The 17,666-nt window shown below is 36.0% G+C and carries 13 protein-coding genes; 8 read left to right on the top strand and 5 right to left on the bottom strand.

Features of this window, described 5'->3' with window-relative positions; translation table 11 throughout:
* Positions 1 to 207 precede the first annotated feature (207 nt).
* The gene (locus EO244_RS12550) at positions 208 to 2,823 is read left to right on the top strand and encodes a putative LPS assembly protein LptD (protein ID WP_164977486.1); all 2,616 of its coding nucleotides are present in this window, start codon (positions 208 to 210) and stop codon (positions 2,821 to 2,823) included.
* A 40-nt stretch (positions 2,824 to 2,863) separates the two neighbouring features.
* Here EO244_RS12550 and EO244_RS12555 read toward each other — a convergent pair whose 3' ends face one another.
* Genes EO244_RS12555 through EO244_RS12570 form a run of 4 tightly spaced genes read right to left on the bottom strand, consistent with a single transcriptional unit; the run spans position 2,864 to position 5,855 of the window.
* Positions 2,864 to 3,430 (bottom strand): anthranilate synthase component II, encoded by a 567-nt coding sequence (locus EO244_RS12555; RefSeq protein WP_129255023.1) that lies wholly within the window; start codon positions 3,428 to 3,430, stop codon positions 2,864 to 2,866.
* A gap of 30 nt (positions 3,431 to 3,460) precedes the next feature.
* Positions 3,461 to 3,778, bottom strand: coding sequence for a PQ-loop repeat-containing protein (locus tag EO244_RS12560; RefSeq protein WP_129255024.1), 318 nt, complete (start codon positions 3,776 to 3,778; stop codon positions 3,461 to 3,463).
* A 57-nt stretch (positions 3,779 to 3,835) separates the two neighbouring features.
* Positions 3,836 to 5,398, bottom strand: coding sequence for a fused response regulator/phosphatase (locus EO244_RS12565; RefSeq protein ID WP_129255025.1), 1,563 nt, complete (start codon positions 5,396 to 5,398; stop codon positions 3,836 to 3,838).
* A gap of 1 nt (position 5,399) precedes the next feature.
* Positions 5,400 to 5,855 (bottom strand): Hpt domain-containing protein, encoded by a 456-nt coding sequence (locus tag EO244_RS12570; RefSeq protein ID WP_129255026.1) that lies wholly within the window; start codon positions 5,853 to 5,855, stop codon positions 5,400 to 5,402.
* 359 nt (positions 5,856 to 6,214) lie between these two features.
* Here EO244_RS12570 and EO244_RS12575 point away from each other — a divergent pair, with 359 nt between their 5' ends.
* The 7 genes from EO244_RS12575 (at position 6,215) to EO244_RS12605 (ending at position 15,303) form a co-directional block, all read left to right on the top strand.
* Complete coding sequence (locus EO244_RS12575) at positions 6,215 to 7,933, top strand: SPOR domain-containing protein (protein ID WP_129255027.1); 1,719 nt, start codon at positions 6,215 to 6,217, stop codon at positions 7,931 to 7,933.
* 280 nt (positions 7,934 to 8,213) lie between these two features.
* A complete protein-coding gene (gene gcvT / locus EO244_RS12580) occupies positions 8,214 to 9,317 on the top strand; it encodes a glycine cleavage system aminomethyltransferase GcvT (protein WP_129255028.1) in 1,104 nt (367 codons plus the stop codon).
* 314 nt (positions 9,318 to 9,631) lie between these two features.
* Complete coding sequence (gene serC / locus EO244_RS12585; protein WP_129255029.1) at positions 9,632 to 10,708, top strand: 3-phosphoserine/phosphohydroxythreonine transaminase; 1,077 nt, start codon at positions 9,632 to 9,634, stop codon at positions 10,706 to 10,708.
* A 151-nt stretch (positions 10,709 to 10,859) separates the two neighbouring features.
* Positions 10,860 to 11,783: a 3-phosphoglycerate dehydrogenase gene (locus EO244_RS12590; protein WP_129255030.1), complete on the top strand. Its 924-nt coding sequence runs from the start codon at positions 10,860 to 10,862 to the stop codon at positions 11,781 to 11,783.
* A gap of 68 nt (positions 11,784 to 11,851) precedes the next feature.
* On the top strand, positions 11,852 to 13,102 hold the full coding sequence (locus tag EO244_RS12595; protein ID WP_129255031.1) for a DUF1015 domain-containing protein: 1,251 nt from the start codon (positions 11,852 to 11,854) through the stop codon (positions 13,100 to 13,102).
* A 123-nt stretch (positions 13,103 to 13,225) separates the two neighbouring features.
* The gene (locus EO244_RS12600) at positions 13,226 to 14,452 is read left to right on the top strand and encodes a DUF438 domain-containing protein (RefSeq protein WP_129255032.1); all 1,227 of its coding nucleotides are present in this window, start codon (positions 13,226 to 13,228) and stop codon (positions 14,450 to 14,452) included.
* Positions 14,453 to 14,586: 134 nt separating this feature from the next.
* On the top strand, positions 14,587 to 15,303 hold the full coding sequence (locus tag EO244_RS12605) for a hypothetical protein (protein WP_129255033.1): 717 nt from the start codon (positions 14,587 to 14,589) through the stop codon (positions 15,301 to 15,303).
* Between the two features lie 83 nt (positions 15,304 to 15,386).
* Here the strand turns inward: EO244_RS12605 and EO244_RS12610 are convergent, their stop codons facing one another.
* A complete protein-coding gene (locus EO244_RS12610) occupies positions 15,387 to 17,411 on the bottom strand; it encodes an MGH1-like glycoside hydrolase domain-containing protein (protein ID WP_129255034.1) in 2,025 nt (674 codons plus the stop codon).
* Positions 17,412 to 17,666 lie beyond the last annotated feature (255 nt).

Genomic DNA, 17,666 nt, shown 5'->3' on the forward strand with positions numbered 1-17,666 from the left:
CTTAAAAAATGATTCTGAACAGTGTTTTGATTAGGGAATATAGTAGTTTTATTTGTAATTTTGGCGACCTGAGACCTTTCTATTTGAGATTGATAATGATCAAATTTGAATATGAAAGAGTTCTACAGGCTTAAAGCTTAGTGTACTACATCTGATTTTTAAGTTTATTAGTCGATCTCATTCTTGTACAAAAATAACAGATAAAAATTGCAATTGAAATTACAACAGAGGCTTTTTATACTTTTCATTCTTAGTTTAATTCCGTTAAATATATTTGCGGGTTTAATTTTAACCAATAATGATAATCCTGAATGGGAGTCTTCTTCAGACATTTCTGAGGATGTAAATTGGTATGCAGAACTTTTACAGCAAGTTGATTCTTTAAACTTAAAGTTAGATAAGAAGAAGGCTGTTGAGACTGATTCACTATCTGCTGATTCAACTGCAAAAAAGAAAAAACCATTTCTTGAGACGGCTATCGAATACAATGCTGATGACAGTGTCACCTTTTCGCTTACAGGACAGAAGGTATATCTTACCAATAATGCTTTTGTAAAATATGGTGCTACAGAGTTACGTGCTTATTATATCGAGCTTGATATCGCAAAAAAAGAAGCATTCGCATATGGTATAAAAGACAGTACCGATAAATTTATACATATACCTGAGTTTAAAGACGGGGCCGAAGAATTTACTTGTAAAGAGTTAAAATATAATTTCGAAACAGGAAAAGGGTTGGTGACAGAGGTTGTTACTGAGCAGGAAAGTGGCTATGTTCATAGCGAATTGACCAAAAGAATGGATGAGAATACCTTTTTCTTAAAAAATGGAAAATACACAACCTGCGATCACCCACATCCTCACTTTTATGTGCGAATGACAAAGGCTAAAATGATTAAGGATGATAAAATTGTGTCCGGTCCATTGCATATTGTTTTGGAAGATGTGCCTTTGCCTATCGGACTTCCTTTTGGATTTTTCCCTTTTAGCAGTAAGTATTCATCAGGTATTTTGTTGCCAAGTTATGGCGAGGAACAACGACGAGGGTTCAATTTGCGTGGTGGAGGTTATTACTGGGCGATTAATGATTATGTGGATTTGGCAATGCGCGGAGATATTTTCTCAAATGGTTCATGGGGAGGATATTTAGAGTCGAAATATAAAAAACGCTACAAGTACAGTGGTAATTTAGCAACCGAATATCATCGAAATAAATATGGTGACAAAGGCTTGGATGATTACTCAGAGGTGAAGGATTTTGCTGTTCGGTGGACACATACTCAAGATGCGAAAGCAAATCCTTATCGTACATTTTCAGCTTCGGTAAATTTTTCTACTTCAGAGAATGACAGAAATAACTCGACTAATATTAATAAGATTGTAAATAATCAGAAACAATCGAGTATTTCCTACAGTAAAAAGTGGCCGGGTAGTCCTTTTAGTCTGAATGGATCTTTGCGCCACTCTCAGAATAGCCGGGATACAACTATAGCCTTAACCTTACCAAGTTTATCACTTAATATGACTCAAATTTATCCTTTCAGAAGTAAAGGTAAGAGTTCTGATTTGAAGTGGTACGATAAAATTGGTGTGAGTTATACCTCGAAAATGGAGAACCGGGTGAATATCAAAGAAAATAAATTGATGTCTTCGTCTCTTACAAAAGATTGGAAAAATGGATATCAGCATAGTATTCCGGTTACGACGAATTTTAAGCTGGCTCGAGACTTAACCTTATCGCCAACACTTAACTATCAAGGGGTTTTGTATTCCCGTTCAATTAGAAGACATTGGGATGAGGATTTGAATAAGACTGTAGATGATACAATTCAGGGCTTTCAGTATGCACACAATTATTCTACCTCGGCATCATTATCATTAAGTCCGAAGATATACGGGATGTATACTTTTAAAAAGACTTCAAAAATTGAGGCCATTCGTCACGTGATGACGCCATCGATTAGTGTGAGTTATACTCCGGAAATTGGTGTTGATCGGGACAAGTATTACAGAACTTATAAAAAAGATGGTAAAGATATTGAATATTCAATTTTTGATGGAAGTTTGTATGGAACACCTACCGGAGCTAAGGAATCGGGAAGTATTAATTTGAGTTTGGATAATAATATTGAAGCAAAGGTTAGAACTGCAAATGATACAACGGGAAATGAGGATTTCAAAAAAGTGAAACTTTTGGAGAGTCTTAAATTTTCGACGAGCTATAATATGTTTGCAGATTCTTTAAACTGGTCGAATATTAGAATGACTGGTCGTACCAAGATATTAAACAATAAACTTGACCTGAGTTTTAATTCGACAGTAGATCCTTACGCCTTAAATGCCGATAACATTAAGATCGATAAATTTGGTCCGCGTTTAACTAATGCCTCAATTGACGTTGGCTTTAGGTTGTCTTCAAGCGATTTTAAAGAAGATAGCAACGAGGAGAATAAAGGGGAGCAGAAAAAAACGGATCAAATGAAGTATGTACAGTTTGATGTGCCCTGGTCATTTTCATTGGATTATGGATGGACTTATTCTAAGCCAACTGTAAAAAGTAATGTGACCCAGAATGTTGGTCTGCGAGGTGATTTTAGCTTGACGCCAAAATGGAAAATCAACTTCTCTACAGGTTATGATTTTGCCAATAAGGCGATTACAGCCACTCAGTTCTCTTTAACCCGAGATTTGCACTGCTGGCAGATGACTTTTAATACAATTCCATTTGGAACCTATCAGTCCTACAATTTTAGGATTAATGTAAAATCTTCAGTGCTTCAGGATTTGAAATATGAGAAGAAAAAGGTTTGGCAAGACTATTAGCCCAATCTCAAGTATTTTGGTTTAGGTAAATCAGTTTTTCTTACGATGCAATCCAGTTTTCTAACATTTTAGAACCCTGTTCTGTTATAATTGATTCGGGATGAAATTGAACGCCACAAATATTGAGTTCTTGGTGGCGAATTGCCATTATGAGATTGTCATTATCAGTGGCAGTAATTTTAAGGCAGGAGGGGAGTTTCTCTCTTTTTAATGCCCATGAATGATACCGACCTGATTGGAATGTTGTAGAGATATTCTGAAATAAGCATTCCTGTTCGTCTGTTACGAAGGTTGGTTTTGGAATACCATGAATAATTTTATCGATATTGTATATCTCTCCACCAAAGTAAATTCCAATATATTGCATCCCCAAACAAACCCCTAAAATTGGTTTAATCTTTTTATATCGGTCGAGAATTTCTCCCATGACTTTTACATCCTCGGGCAAGCCAGGACCTGGTGAGAATATAATCTTATCACAATCGTCAATTGCTTTCCAATCCACTTCATTGTTTCGCATAACAATAACCTGATCTGAATATTGCTCCACACAGTGTGCCAGATTATAAGTAAATGAGTCGAAATTATCGATAATGACGATCTTCACAGTGTTTAAATTAAGAGGTTTGAAAAGATATTATTTGATTATTCTTCGTTTTAATACGGCTAGCGATGTTGGTGTGCTGTTGTAGCGATATTTAGCGAAGATCAGATAAAACACCATGATTAAGTTGAATAAGTAGTTGAAGTATAAAGGTATGTGATAGACTTCGTTCGCTATATCATCAATAATGATATACCAGAATGTAAATACTTCGCCTAAAAACCAAAGCCATATAAAGAGTTCGTTTAGATCATCTACTTTTTGTGTTTTATAGGTGTGTATAACCTGAGGCAATCCGCAAATCGCAAAAAGGATGCTGCCCATCCAGCCAATAATTTCGTTTGGAGTCATGATTTTTTATTTTTTGACAAATGAACAAAATTAAAAGCGAATGAAGAAAGTTAATGCTTAATTTTTTTGCACAAGAAAGAGGGTTCTGTCATCATCAAACTTGGAAATGTTTAGTGTGTGTATCAATTGCGTTTCGATATCAGTAAGCAGAATACTGTTTTTACTTATTACATGCCTGATACTATCAAGGAAAACATCATCTCCAATCATATTTCCTGTTCTGTCATTTACAGCCTCTATGTAGCCATCTGTATAGAGTAAGAGTTTGTCGCCCTGATTGAAATCCTGTATTAAGCTGAGGTAGTGGGCATCGGGAATAACACCCAGCAAGGTTCCAACAATATTGAGCTGAGCCAGTTTGTTTTCTTTGGCATTGTAAAAAACGGGTTGAAGTGCACCTGCCGAAGCAATGCTAATCTGCGATGTTTGTGAACACACCGAGATGATGCTTAGTGTTGTGAAAACTTCACTGATTTTTAGATCTTTAAAAATAGACTGATTGATTATTTCGAGGAATTTGCCTGGCGATTTTATAAAATCGAATTCCTCACGATTCATAAAAAAGTTAATTGTGCTTCGTATATAGGCAATGTAGGCAGGTACAAAAAACCAGGCATTCCATTTTTTTCCCATGACATCCCCAATTACAATAATTTTCTTTTGATTGTCAACATCGTAAGTTTCATAGAAGTCACCACCAGCCAATTTGTTATATGCCTGATGAATCACCTGAATGTTGAAATCTTGAATATCCTCATTGTATTGGTTCTCGAAACGAACAGGCGATTGTTTAGCTGCCGTATTAAGAGCATTGAAATATTTATTTTTTAAATTCAATTCTTGCTGAACCGATGAGTTTATTTGATGTATAATCAATCGTTCGTCAAGCTGTTTATACAAAAAAGAGTCAATATGATTGGTTAGCAGGTAATTGATTTTGTCAGTGTCTTTTGAGTCAGAAATTAAGATATCTATGGGAATAAGCTGTTCTGTTGTTTTGCTAATTTTATCTAAAATTGAAATGGCCCAGGTGGCATTGTCATCAATTATAATTCGCCAAACATTTTCTTTTTTTAGGTAGGAAAATAAATCTTTATCAGATTGAATGATCTTAACAGGTGTTTTAATGTATTGTAGTGATAATTTAAATTTGTTATCCTTGGGAGTGCAATAGATAATATTTCCTTTGTCGAAATTGAGGTTGTTTTTTCTGGAATAATCAATGATTTCCTTTCTGAGTCGTGTTTTCTTGATATGGGCTTTTATTTTTGAGATAAAAACTTCCTGTTTAAATGGCTTGGTAATAAAATCATCAGCACCATCATTTAAGTTTTGAATCCAGGTTTCTTCTTCTTTATTATCCGAAAGGAAAATGAAAGGCGTGAGTTTGTATTCCGGTGTTTGGCGAATTTGTCTCACAAGGTCATTTCCGCTCATTAAAGGTAAATAAAGGTCAGAAATGATTAGGTCAAAATGTTGATTCTTCGTCTTTTCAATAGCCTCCAGTCCATTTCTTGCCAAAGTCGATTTATACCCAATACCAGTGAGGGTAAATTCAATATACTTAAGTGTTGCAGTATTACTGTCAACGACTAATATGTGTGGTGAATGTTTTGCCATTTTAAAGCTCCCGTAAAGCTTTTTCTAATTCTGTTATTGCTTTTGGACTTTGGGTAAGGAAATAGTGAATAAGTTCGGGAATATATTCTAGATTAATATCATTGATATCTTCGTATTGAATATTGTTCCATACTTTTAAATCCTCATCATCGAGCTTATGATTGTTTTTGATTATATTTTGAAGTATAACTTTTTGATTACCTTTTGAATAGTGTTCGATTTTTTCTAGGCAATCACCAAGTTCGCTCATCCCCATTATTCTAAATGAAGATTTGGCTTTATGAGTAATTGCACCTAACTGAGTCCATTGTTTATTTTCAAAGTAATTGGAAATACCTTCTGTGAATTCGGGATATTGTTCAATAAAGATTTCAACCATTTCAACCATGATATCTTTATTATTGCCTGACATTTCTTTTAAGTATGCTAAATCGATGATTTGAGTGCTAGAGTCCATTTTGTATTTTTAAATTGAATAATTAGACTTAAATCCTTATACTTTGAATGTTTATTCTTTATCAAGATAAATAAAGCGGGAGATTATTCAAAATTTGATTATGAATCAATCAGGAAGATCATGAATAACTAAGAACGGGTCTTTAAGCTTTACTTATATACAATATTAATAATTTATTTTCAATTAAGCTATTGTATTTTATTTGGGAAGCACGCCAATTCTGGTTTTAAATTAAATTTGTGTTCAAATTTGCGCTTTCCGGAATTGATTATGCCTATTAAAAAAAACATATGTGGCTCACGTATTATACTTTAATTTTCTTAATTTAGTTGAAGTTTATTTAACTAAAGATAAAATCTATGCCATTGTTTAGAATCCTTTTGTTTCTTCTCTTTTTTTTAAGCATAAATCTTTATGGTCAGGACTTTATCCGTGTTGATCATGATGAATTTGTTGGAAATAATATTGAGGGGAAGAAATTTTTAAGAAATATCAGTAAAGCAAAAAAGTTATTTAATAAGGGAGAATCGTCTTCTTTGGAATGTTTAAGTCTGCTACTGGAGTGCAATGAATTTAATAATTCAAACCCCGAATTGAATTATAATATTGGCTTATGTTATTTAATGTATGGAAAAAAGGACTTAGCCAAACCTTATTTTGAAAAAACAAAAGTTTTGAAACCAAATTTAAATACGGATTTGTATTTGTTTTTGGGACAGGCGTGCCAGTATGCACAGGATTTTACGAATGCTATTTTGAATTATAAAGTTTATGTTGAGATTCTTCAGCACGAAGGTGTCAAACGGAATAGAGTAAAACTAAAAACAGTCTCCAGATATATTGACGAGTGTAAAAATGGACAAGTTCTTGCTCAACAGCCTTTGAGTTTTAATGTTGAAGAAATGCCTTCACCCATCAATTCCGATGCCAATGATATTCTTGCAATTAAGGATGGTGTGAAACTTTTTTTCAATTCAGACAGAACCATTGTTGGTGATAAGAAAAAAGATGTGAAAAGTTCATTTTTAAGAGGATTTAGTGTTGCTTTAATCAATGGAGAATGGTCGAATTTTAGTGTGTTGAATGATGAGAAAAAATCGAATGATTTACCACTGTTGGTTGCAAAAATTGACGACAATCAATATTTGTTTTACGATAAGGATAAGGGCTTTGGTGATTTGATTTTCATGCAAAAAGATGAAAAGTTCTGGACCAAGGAAATGGATGCATTTTTTGTAAACGAGAAAAAATCAAATGAGTCTTCGGCATCTATGACAGCAGATGGCAATGAGCTTGTGTTTGTGAGTGATAGAGATGGGGGCCAGAATGATATATTTTATTGTAGAAAGGATGATGACGGAAAATGGAGTAAGCCTGTAAAATTAGGCGAGCAGATCAATTCTGAATTTGATGAAAGTGATGTTTTTTTATCGGAGAACGGCTCTGTGATTTACTTTAGCTCAAAGGGGCGAAACACGATAGGTGGTTACGATATTTTTAGATCGGAAAAAGATGAAAATGGAAATTGGATGGAGGCTAAGAATATGGGAATGCCAATAAATTCACCTTATGACGATCGCCATTTTTTTCCATACGATGGGGGCTCATTTTTATTTGATTCCAATAGGGGAGAGAATGGTAAATTTGATATTTATTCAAAAAAGTTGGTTGTAGACAAGGTGATTGAAGAAGAAGTTGCAGAACCAATTGATTCCATTGAACCGATTGGTGCTATTCTACCTGTAGATCGTGTTGAAATTCTGCCTGAAGTAATTCCTGTACCAATTCCCATTATTGAGAAAGTTACGCCGATTTTGATTTCGTATAAGATACAGATTGCAGCTTCGAAAATAGCAATGAAAGATGCTGAATTGAGAAAATTGTATCAAGGAAAAGAGACTATCGAATCGTCTTATGATGGCGAGTGGTATCGTTATACAATCGGTAATTTTGAACGTATAGAGGATGCTATTTATTTAAAAGACAGATCAAGAGTTGATAAGGCTTTTATTGTGAGTTTTGAGAATGATATAAGAAGAAAGATAATAAGCAATTACAGTTTATACAAGAGGTCGTAATCTGCTTGTGTTGAATACAACCGATTAATAAAAAAATATGCTTTATAATACAAAGGATATTTTGAAGTTTAATCGGTATTTTTTTGCCTAGAATTTGTATTCTTTTACATTTGCAAAACAAAATAGAATGAAAATTCGATAAGTGCATTTACAAGGGTTAAACGATGAGTTGTATTCTTTGTATTTGAGAGAGTTAAATAACAATACTTAAATAGGAATTGTTGTGTTTTCTTGATCTTTGAGAAAATCATGACAATCTTAAAATTCAAACAACAAACAGATGAAAAGAACTGCATTCACTAGTTTTCATGAAGAATTAGGCGCTAAGATGGCTGAATTTGCTGGTTATAACATGCCTATTGAATACACTGGTATTAAGGATGAGCACATGTGTGTTCGTGAGAAATTAGGTGTATTTGATGTGTCTCACATGGGTGAGTTTTGGGTAAAAGGACCTAAGGCTTTTAGCTTTGTTCAGAGATTGACCACTAATGATGTGGCTGCTTTAACAGACGGAAAGATTCAGTACTCATGTTTCCCTAACGGAAAAGGTGGTATTGTTGATGATTTGTTGGTTTATCGTATCGATTCTGAAACTTATTTATTGGTTGTAAATGCAGCTAATATTGAGAAAGATTGGGCATGGTGTTGCCAAAATGCTGAAGAGATGGGCTTGGAAGTTGGAAAAGATCTTTATAACGCTTCTGATGAAATTTGTCAATTGGCAGTTCAAGGTCCTTTAGCTCTTAAAGCGATGCAAAAACTTGTTGATGTTCCTGTTGAAGATATGGAATACTATACTTTTAAGAAAGTGAATATGGCTGGTATTGAGAATGTAATTTTCTCAACAACAGGTTATACTGGTTCTGGCGGATGCGAGATTTATGTGGCTAACGAAGATGGCGAGAAATTATGGAATGCCGTACTTGAAGCTGGTAAAGAATTTGGTCTTCAGCCAATTGGTTTGGCGGCTCGTGATACGCTTCGTCTTGAAGTTGGATTCTGTTTATACGGTAATGATATTGATGATGAGCATTCTCCAATTGAAGCAGGTTTAGGATGGATTACCAAGTTTGTTGATGGTAATGATTTTATCGACAGAGAACTTTTTGAAAAACAAAAGGCTGATAAACCTTCACGTTACCTAAAAGGGTTCGAAATGATTGATCGTGGTATTCCTCGTCATGGTTATATAATAGAAGATGCCGATGGTAACGAAATTGGAGAAGTAACTTCAGGTACCAGTGCTCCTGCTTTAGGTAAGTCTATAGGTATGGGCTATGTGAAATCCGGATTTCAGAAATTAGATACAGAGATTTATATCCGTGTCAGAAATAAAGCACTTAAGGCGAAAATTGTAAAAATTCCTTTTTACAAAAACTAAGCAAATTTAAATTACAGATTGAGCTCGACTTGAGCAATTTTAATCTGCAATCATATTCTAAAAGCAGGCTTGTGAAGTATCGCAAACCTGCTTTTTTTTTGTTGACTTGGGGCTTCTATCTGAAAACGATTTCGGGAGAACTGTTTTAATTGCTTTAACTAATAGATAGTCAAATGTATATGTCAAGTCAGAGAGCTTTGTTATTTTTTGTTTAAAAACATATAAAAAATGAATTATAACCGTTCAATTCTTCATTTTTATTTGCAAATTTGCCCATGAATATGCAAAAGTTCACTTTTAAAAAAATATTGAAAATGAAAGTACATAATTTTTCTGCAGGACCCTCAATCCTTCCAGACTCAACAGTAGAAAATACTGCTGCAGCTATTAAGAATTTTGCCGGAACTAGTCTTTCTTTAATGGAAGTATCTCACCGTAGCAAAGAATTTGTTGCCGTAATGGACGAAGCAATCGCTTTATTCAAAGAATTGTTGGATATCCCAGCAGGTTATTCAGTAATATTTGTTGGTGGTGGAGCTTCTACTCAGTTCTGCATGGTGCCATACAACTTGATGGCAAAAAAATCAGCTTACCTAAATACAGGTACATGGGCTAACAAAGCAATGAAAGAAGCTAAGTTGTTTGGTGAAGTTGTTGAAGTTGCGTCTTCTAAAGACACTCTTTACAATTACATTCCTAAAGGATATGAAATTCCTGCTGATGCAGATTATTTCCATATCACAACGAATAACACCATTTATGGTACTGAGATCAAGCACGACATGGACGTGAATGTGCCTCTAGTTGCTGATATGTCTTCTGATATCTTCTCTCGTCCTGTTGATGTATCGAAGTATGCATTAATTTATGGTGGAGCTCAAAAGAATTTAGCACCAGCTGGTGTGACTTTTGTAATCGTTAAAGACGAATTACTAGGAAAAGTGGATCGTGCTATTCCTACAATGTTGAACTACCAAACTCATATCGATGGGGAGTCAATGTTTAATACACCTCCAGTAGTTCCTGTATTTGCAGCTCTTGAGACTTTAAGATGGATTAAAGAACAAGGTGGTGTTGCTGCAATGCAGAAAATGAATGAAGAAAAAGCTGCTGTTCTTTACAACGAGATTGATCGCAACCCAATGTTCAAGGGTACAGTTATCAACGAAGAAGATCGTTCATTGATGAACATTTGTTTCGTAATGACTGATGAGTACAAAGAATTAGAAAAAGAATTTTACGAATTCGCAACTGCTAAAGGAATGTCTGGTATTAAAGGACACCGTTCAGTTGGAGGTTTCCGTGCGTCGACATATAATGCCTTGCCTAAATCAAGTGTACAAGCCTTGGTTGATTGCATGAAAGAATTCGAAACAATGCATGTAAAGTAATTCCCTGATTATATGGATTTGAGTATGGCAACATACTCAAATCTTTATTTTGAGTCATTAAAGCATGAGGAACGACTAAAGGGATCCGATAAGGATAACTTCGATTTGGCTGGCAATGACATTTTATTTTTGAACGTTTTAAAATAATAAAATGACTAAAGTTTTAATTGCAACCGATAAACCTTTTGCTCCTGCTGCTGTAAACGCAATCCGCGAAGTAGTTGAAGGTGCAGGATATGAACTAGTTTTGCTAGAGTCATACACAGATAAGGCTGAGTTAATAGCAGCTGTTGCTGATGTTGATGGAATGATTATTCGTTCTGATAAAGCCACCCGCGAGGTGATTGAAGCAGCAAAAAACCTAAAAGTAATTGTTCGTGCAGGTGCAGGATACGATAATATCGATCTTGAAGCTTGTACTGAAAAAGGTATTGTGGCCATGAATACACCTGGTCAGAACTCAAATGCTGTAGCTGAGTTAGCATTAGGAATGATGGTTTTCCTTGCTCGTAAAGGTTACAACGGACAAGCTGGTGTTGAATTAAGAGGTAAAAATATCGGTATTCATGCTTATGGTAACGTGGGTAAACATGTTGCCAATATTGCTAAAGGTTTCGGAATGACTGTTTATGCATTCGATCCTTTTGTTGCCAAAGAAGCTATCGAAGCTGATGGAGTTAAGGCAGTAGATACAGTGGAAGAGCTATACAGCACTTGTCACTATGTATCATTGCATATTCCTGCCAACGACAAGACTAAGAAATCAATTAATTACGATTTGTTGAACTTGATGCCTGAGGGTGGTATTCTTGTTAACACAGCTCGTAAAGAAGTAATTGATGAAGAAGGAATGTTGAAACTTATGGAAGATCGTAAGGATTTTGCTTACATCTCTGACATCGCACCTGACTGTAAAGACGAATTTGCTGCTAAATACGAAGGTCGCTTTTTCTTTACTCCTAAGAAAATGGGAGCACAAACTGCTGAAGCTAATATTAACGCTGGTATTGCCGGTGCCAATCAGATTGTGAATTATATTGAAAAAGGAGATGAAACATTTAGAGTGAATAAATAAGACTAGATGTCTATTTTTCGTTTTTTGAGTACTGATAACAGAATAACAAACATACAAAATACCAAATCATGGCTATTGTAAAACCATTTAGAGGCCTACGCCCAACAAAAGATATCGCTAAGGATTTAGCATGTTTACCATATGACGTAATGAACTCGGAAGAGGCTGCTCAGATGGCAGAAGGTAAAGAATGTTCTTTGCTTCACATCACTCGTGCAGAGATTGACTGTCCTGCCGGAACAGATGTTCACTCTGAAGAAGTTTATGAAAAATCGGTTTCTAATTTCAAACTATGGCAAGAAAAAGGTTGGTTGAAGCAAGATACTGAAGCTAAATTCTATATCTATGCTCAAACAATGGACGGTCGTACTCAGTATGGTATCGTTGCTAATGCTGCTTGTGAAGACTACAGAACTGGTGTGATCAAAAAGCATGAGTTAACTCGTCCGGACAAAGAGGAAGATCGTATGATTTTAACTCGTTACACTGAAGCTAACCTTGAACCAGTATTCTTTTCGTACAAAGCAGTTCCAGAGATTGACGCTATCGTAGCTAATATCGTAAAGAACGAAGAAGCTGAGTATGATTTTGTTGCTGAAGACGGATTCGGTCACCACTTCTGGCCTGTAAACGATCCTGCTACTAACAAAGAGTTGGAAGAATTGTTTGCAACTAAAGTGCCTGCTACTTACGTTGCTGATGGTCACCACAGAACAGCTGCTGCTGCTCGTATTGGTGATGAGTTTGCTGCTAAGAACCCTAATCATACAGGTGACGAGGAGTACAACTATTTCATGGCAGTGCATTTCCCAGATAATCAATTGGCAATTATCGATTACAATCGTGTAGCTAAAGATCTTAACGGAATGACTGAAGCTGAATTCTTAGCTAAGTTGGAAGAGACTTTCGAAGTTGAGTGTATGGGCGAGGAGATTTACAAACCAGCTAAACTTCACGAATTCTCTATGTACCTTGATAACAAATGGTACAAGTTAAACGCTAAAGAAGGTACTTACGATGATAAGGATCCTATTGGTGTATTGGATGTGACTATCCTTTCAAATCACGTGTTGGATAACCTATTGGGTGTTGAAGATCTTCGTACAACAACTCGTGTTGAGTTCGTAGGGGGTATCCGTGGATTAGGTGAATTGAAGAGACGTGTTGACAGCGGCGATATGAAAGTTGCTTTTGCTTTATACGCAGTTTCTATGCAACAATTAATTGATATTGCTGATACAGGTAATATCATGCCTCCTAAAACAACATGGTTTGAGCCTAAACTACGTTCAGGATTATTGATTCACAAATTGGACTAATTCCAATTCGATCATATTTTTTTTGAAGGGAATGCCATTGGGCATTCCCTTTTTTTTATGGATTAAGTGTGTTGGCTCCATCAAAATAGCTTATTTTAGAGCTTAAACCAATAAAGTTGAAAAATGTCTGAATTTATAAATAACAACCAAGCCCGAATAGATTCCCTTTACGATTTTTGTTATCGTTTAATTGTGGGGGAGAATGGTGTCGATCTGATAAAAAAACATCAGGCTGCGATTGATGATCTGAAAGTAAACGATGTGCTTGTTGTCGTTCACCGACTTGTTGAGTCCGATTTACCGATGGATATTCTAAAAAAAGGAATCACCAAGGCTTTGAATGTTTTTTACAGATCCATCATGGCTCAACCCAAATTATCCCTTTCCGAGAATCATTTTTTGAGTTATTTACAGAAAGAGAACAGAGAACTGGAAAGACGATTGCAAGCACTGAAAGTTTTAGTTAAGGATTTTAATAAAGCGGGTGCTGATATTCAAAAAATAGCCGATTATCTGAGAATTGGGATTGAAGATTTGATGCAAATGGAAAAACACTACATTCGTAAAGAGAATATTCTATTTCCTTATTTCGAAAAAGAGTACCCTCAATACAAATGTTTGAGTGTGATGTGGTCAATACATGATGATATTCGAAGAAATCAGAAGGCATTATTACTGGCTTTGCTCGAAGTTAACTTGGATAAAAAACAGATTAATAAATTGTTGGGAGATCTGTTTTTCGATATGTATAGCATTATATTTAGAGAGGAGTATTTGTTGTTTCCAATCGTTTTTAATGCTGTGAATCAGGATGCTTGGGAAGATATGTTACAACAAAGTGAGGAAGTGGGCTACGCCTATATTCAAGCGCCTGAAATCAAAAAAATACATAAAGTTAAAAAGGAGGAATTGTACGAATCGGATTTTTTGAGTGACAATAAACTTGAAAGTACCTTGCTTAATTTTGATACGGGTTTGATGACTTTAAAGCAGGCGATTCTACTTTTAAATAATCTCCCCGTTGATATTACAATGATTGATGAAAACGATAAGGTTTGCTTTTTCTCAAATCCTAAAGAACGTTTTTTCCCTCGATCAAAAGCCATTATCGGGCGTACCGTTCAGAATTGCCACCCACCAGAGAGTGTGCATGTGGTGAATGAATTGGTCGAAGCTTTCAGGAATGGGAGCAAGGACAGTGAACCTTTCTGGATTGAAATGAAAGGCCGTTTTATTTTGATTCAGTATTTTGCCTTACGTGATGAGGACGGGACTTATAAGGGCTGTATTGAGGTGAGTCAGGATTTAACTGATATCCGGCAACTAAAAGGCGAAAAACGATTGATGTAAATTAGCTTTAAGTTGAAAATTTTATGATGAGGACTGAATATTGTTTGTTCTTATTCTGTTTCTCATAAATTATCAGATTAAGTTTTACTGAGATTTCCTTATCTTTACTTTTCAAATTTTAATTCGACACCCCCATGAAATATGATTATTGCAAAGATGACATGATCTTAAAGGTGTATCCAACTGCAAGTGCTTGCTTTGAAACGGCTTTTTTTCTGATGAAAAAGCATTTTTGGATGTTGATTTTAATCATTTTTGTAGGAGCAGCTATAGAAAGCCCAATGTGGTTTGTTCAACAGGGGAAAATGAATTCAGGAGGGATTCAAATTACGTTTCATTTTTATGAATTAATACAAACGGTTTATTATTTAGCTATTGCATCGATATATTCTTACGGTGTGGTTTATGTTTTTATAAAAGTTGTCCGGAAACAAGATTTTGTATTTGAGGAGACATTATTAGGTTTTAAAAATTACACCAGAGCAATTTTAAGCCGAATATTGGTTGTGCTGATTGTTGGTCTTGGAATTATCCTTTTAATTGTGCCTGGTGTATTCCTGGCTTGTCGTTTGATTTTTGTTCCTTACCTGATTATGGATAAAAAACATGGAGTTGTAGAATCTCTTAAGTTGAGCTATTACATGACCAGGGGGTATTTTTGGACTATCTTTGGTATGGGAATACTTTCTTTTATTTTTATTATTTTGGGATTGGTGTTTTTGGGAGTTGGAATTCTAGTTGCTCTTGTTTGGATTAATACGGCTTTTGCCGTTTTTTATAATGCTGCAGAGGATTTGCATTATATTGATGCCTGTAAACAGATAGGTTTGATTGTTGAGGAAGATGTGTAAGTTGATTTTAAGAAATCATTTCATGGTATATAAAAAGGGGATTTCATATTTTGAAATCCCCTTTTCTCATTCTCTTAAAATTCTTAGTTGTTCTCGTCGCTTAGCAGCATAAGGTAATGTGCGGCTGACCACGAGAAATGATTGGCATTCAGTCCTTTTCCAGTAATGGGATGGTAGTTTTCCCTAATGGGGGCATCCTGAAGCAAACCTTCGGCATTTTGCAAGAGTTTTTGGCTTAAAAGATCAGCTTCTTTTTGATAGCCGTATCGCTCAAGTCCCTTAATACCAAAATAGGCTTGATCCAACCAAACCGGTCCTCTCCAATAACCCTTTAGGGGATTGAATTTTTTATGATCGGCAACTAGTGTAGGAAAGGGAAGCTTGGTGGCAAACTTGGTCGAATCCATTAGGATAGAAACGACTTTTTTAGCTTGTTTTTTACTTGCAATACCTGTATAAAGTGGAATCCAGCCTTCAGGTCCTTGTTGTACCGTCAAAAGTTTGCCTGATACAATTTCTCTATCATAGAAAAAGCCTGTTGCTTCGTCCCAAAAATCAGTTGCAATACGTTGTTTAAGTGCATTTGCTTCTTGTTGGTAAGTTTTTGCTTCGTCTGTATGGTTTAGAATTTTAGCCAATTCAGCCAAATCTTCTTTTTCAGCTTGTAGGTAGGCATTCAGGTCTACGGATTCCTGATTCATCGACCAGCCATTTTCATTATTCTTTAGCATTTTCGAATCATCAAAGCGTACGGCATTGTCCATGCCCGATTCCCATTTGGCAGCGATGAGTGAGCCATCGGTTGAGCCGTATTCGCACAAGCCGTTTTTGTCGTTGTCGCGATACTGGTACCACCATTGGTGATATTTCACCAGTTTAGGGTACATTTCCTTTACAAATTCAAGATCGGATGTTGCCTTGTAGATTTCCAAAACTGCCCAGCTAGCCAGTGGAGCCTTGGTGTCGCGCCAGTTGTTTTCCTTTGGATCGAAATACACGCAGTCGGCAACCATGCCCATCTCGTCCTGATACTGGAACATGGAGTGTAGGTTACTCTTTGCCAATTCAGGGTTGAAACGAACCAGGCCAACAGCCTGTTTCCACGAGTCCCATGACCAAAAGCCATAGAATCCCTGGTAAGCCGCAGATGGAAAAACGCCTGCATGCTGCAGGTCACCAGCAGCCGATCGCCAGTTGGTCAGCAGGGTTTGCACACATTTAACTGCCAGTTTACGATTTTCATCTTTTCCTAGTAACGGATTTTCACTATTTAGAGCTTTGTTCAAATAGCCATTCCATCTGTTTTTATTGTCGGCAAACAATTTATCGGTGTCATTTAGCCAATTGGTATACAGATTTGTTTCCTTGGCTGCTTCGTCCTGATTAAAATAGTAGGAGTGAAGTAGGTTGACCTTAAGCGTTTCTCCTGAGTCAATCTCTTGCTTATCTTTCATAAACATTTGGTAAGAATGCTTATCTGGTGAAATCTGAATCGACTTGTTGGAGTCGTTATGCATCAGGAAAAATTCATCTCCTTTTTCAAAATTGATTTTCAAACCATTTTCAGTTTCGCCAAGTGTCATCTCTTTGGGAAACAGTTCACCTTTCCAGCCGATAAACAGGCTTTGGGTTTTGTCGCTTTTGTTTGTGATAAGGGTTTGAATAAGCGCTGTTCTCTCGCTCACAAAAATCAGATTGAGTTGTAAATTCAAGTTCCCCAGATCCAGAATTTGTTCCAGTTTTCCGGGTTTGTAGTTTAGTGTGGCCTTAGCTTTTCTCAGATCAATAGCCGCCATGCTAGTGGCATCAGTTAGCTCCAGTTGAGATAGGTTTTTACTTAACCATTGCCCCCACATTTTCATGGTTAGCGGGCCTGAGAATCCGCCGTAATACGAGGTGCTATCAATATGGGGCAGTGCATAACCGTGCCAGGCGCCTAAATCGGAAAAGCCGAAGGGGGCAAGTTCGTATTGTGTTTGTGGAATGCCCTGTATGTTCAGAGTGTTTGCCATTTCCTCCTGCAGGTCTGTTGCTTTATCAACTTTTGGCTGGCATCCAGTCCAGGCAAGAAGGACAAAGAGAAGTAAGGTGATGTTTTTATGTGTCATATTGTGTCTTGTGTTTTTTATTATCACTCTTGAGAGGGAATAAAGAACGTGTTTTTTTATCTATTTTGAACATCCCTTTGTATCCCCCTTGGAAGGGGGACTAGGGGAATGTCTTATTCAAATCTTAATGGACTTGCAACAAAAATGTGGACAATAAGTTAAGTCATGCCGCTCTCTTGTCATTATTTAATAGCCTTCCATATTCTAAAGGAGATAAATAATTTAAAGAAGAATGTCTTCTACATGTATTGTACC

It is taken from the genome of Ancylomarina salipaludis (assembly GCF_004122035.1).
GTDB classification, from domain to species: domain Bacteria; phylum Bacteroidota; class Bacteroidia; order Bacteroidales; family Marinifilaceae; genus Ancylomarina; species Ancylomarina salipaludis.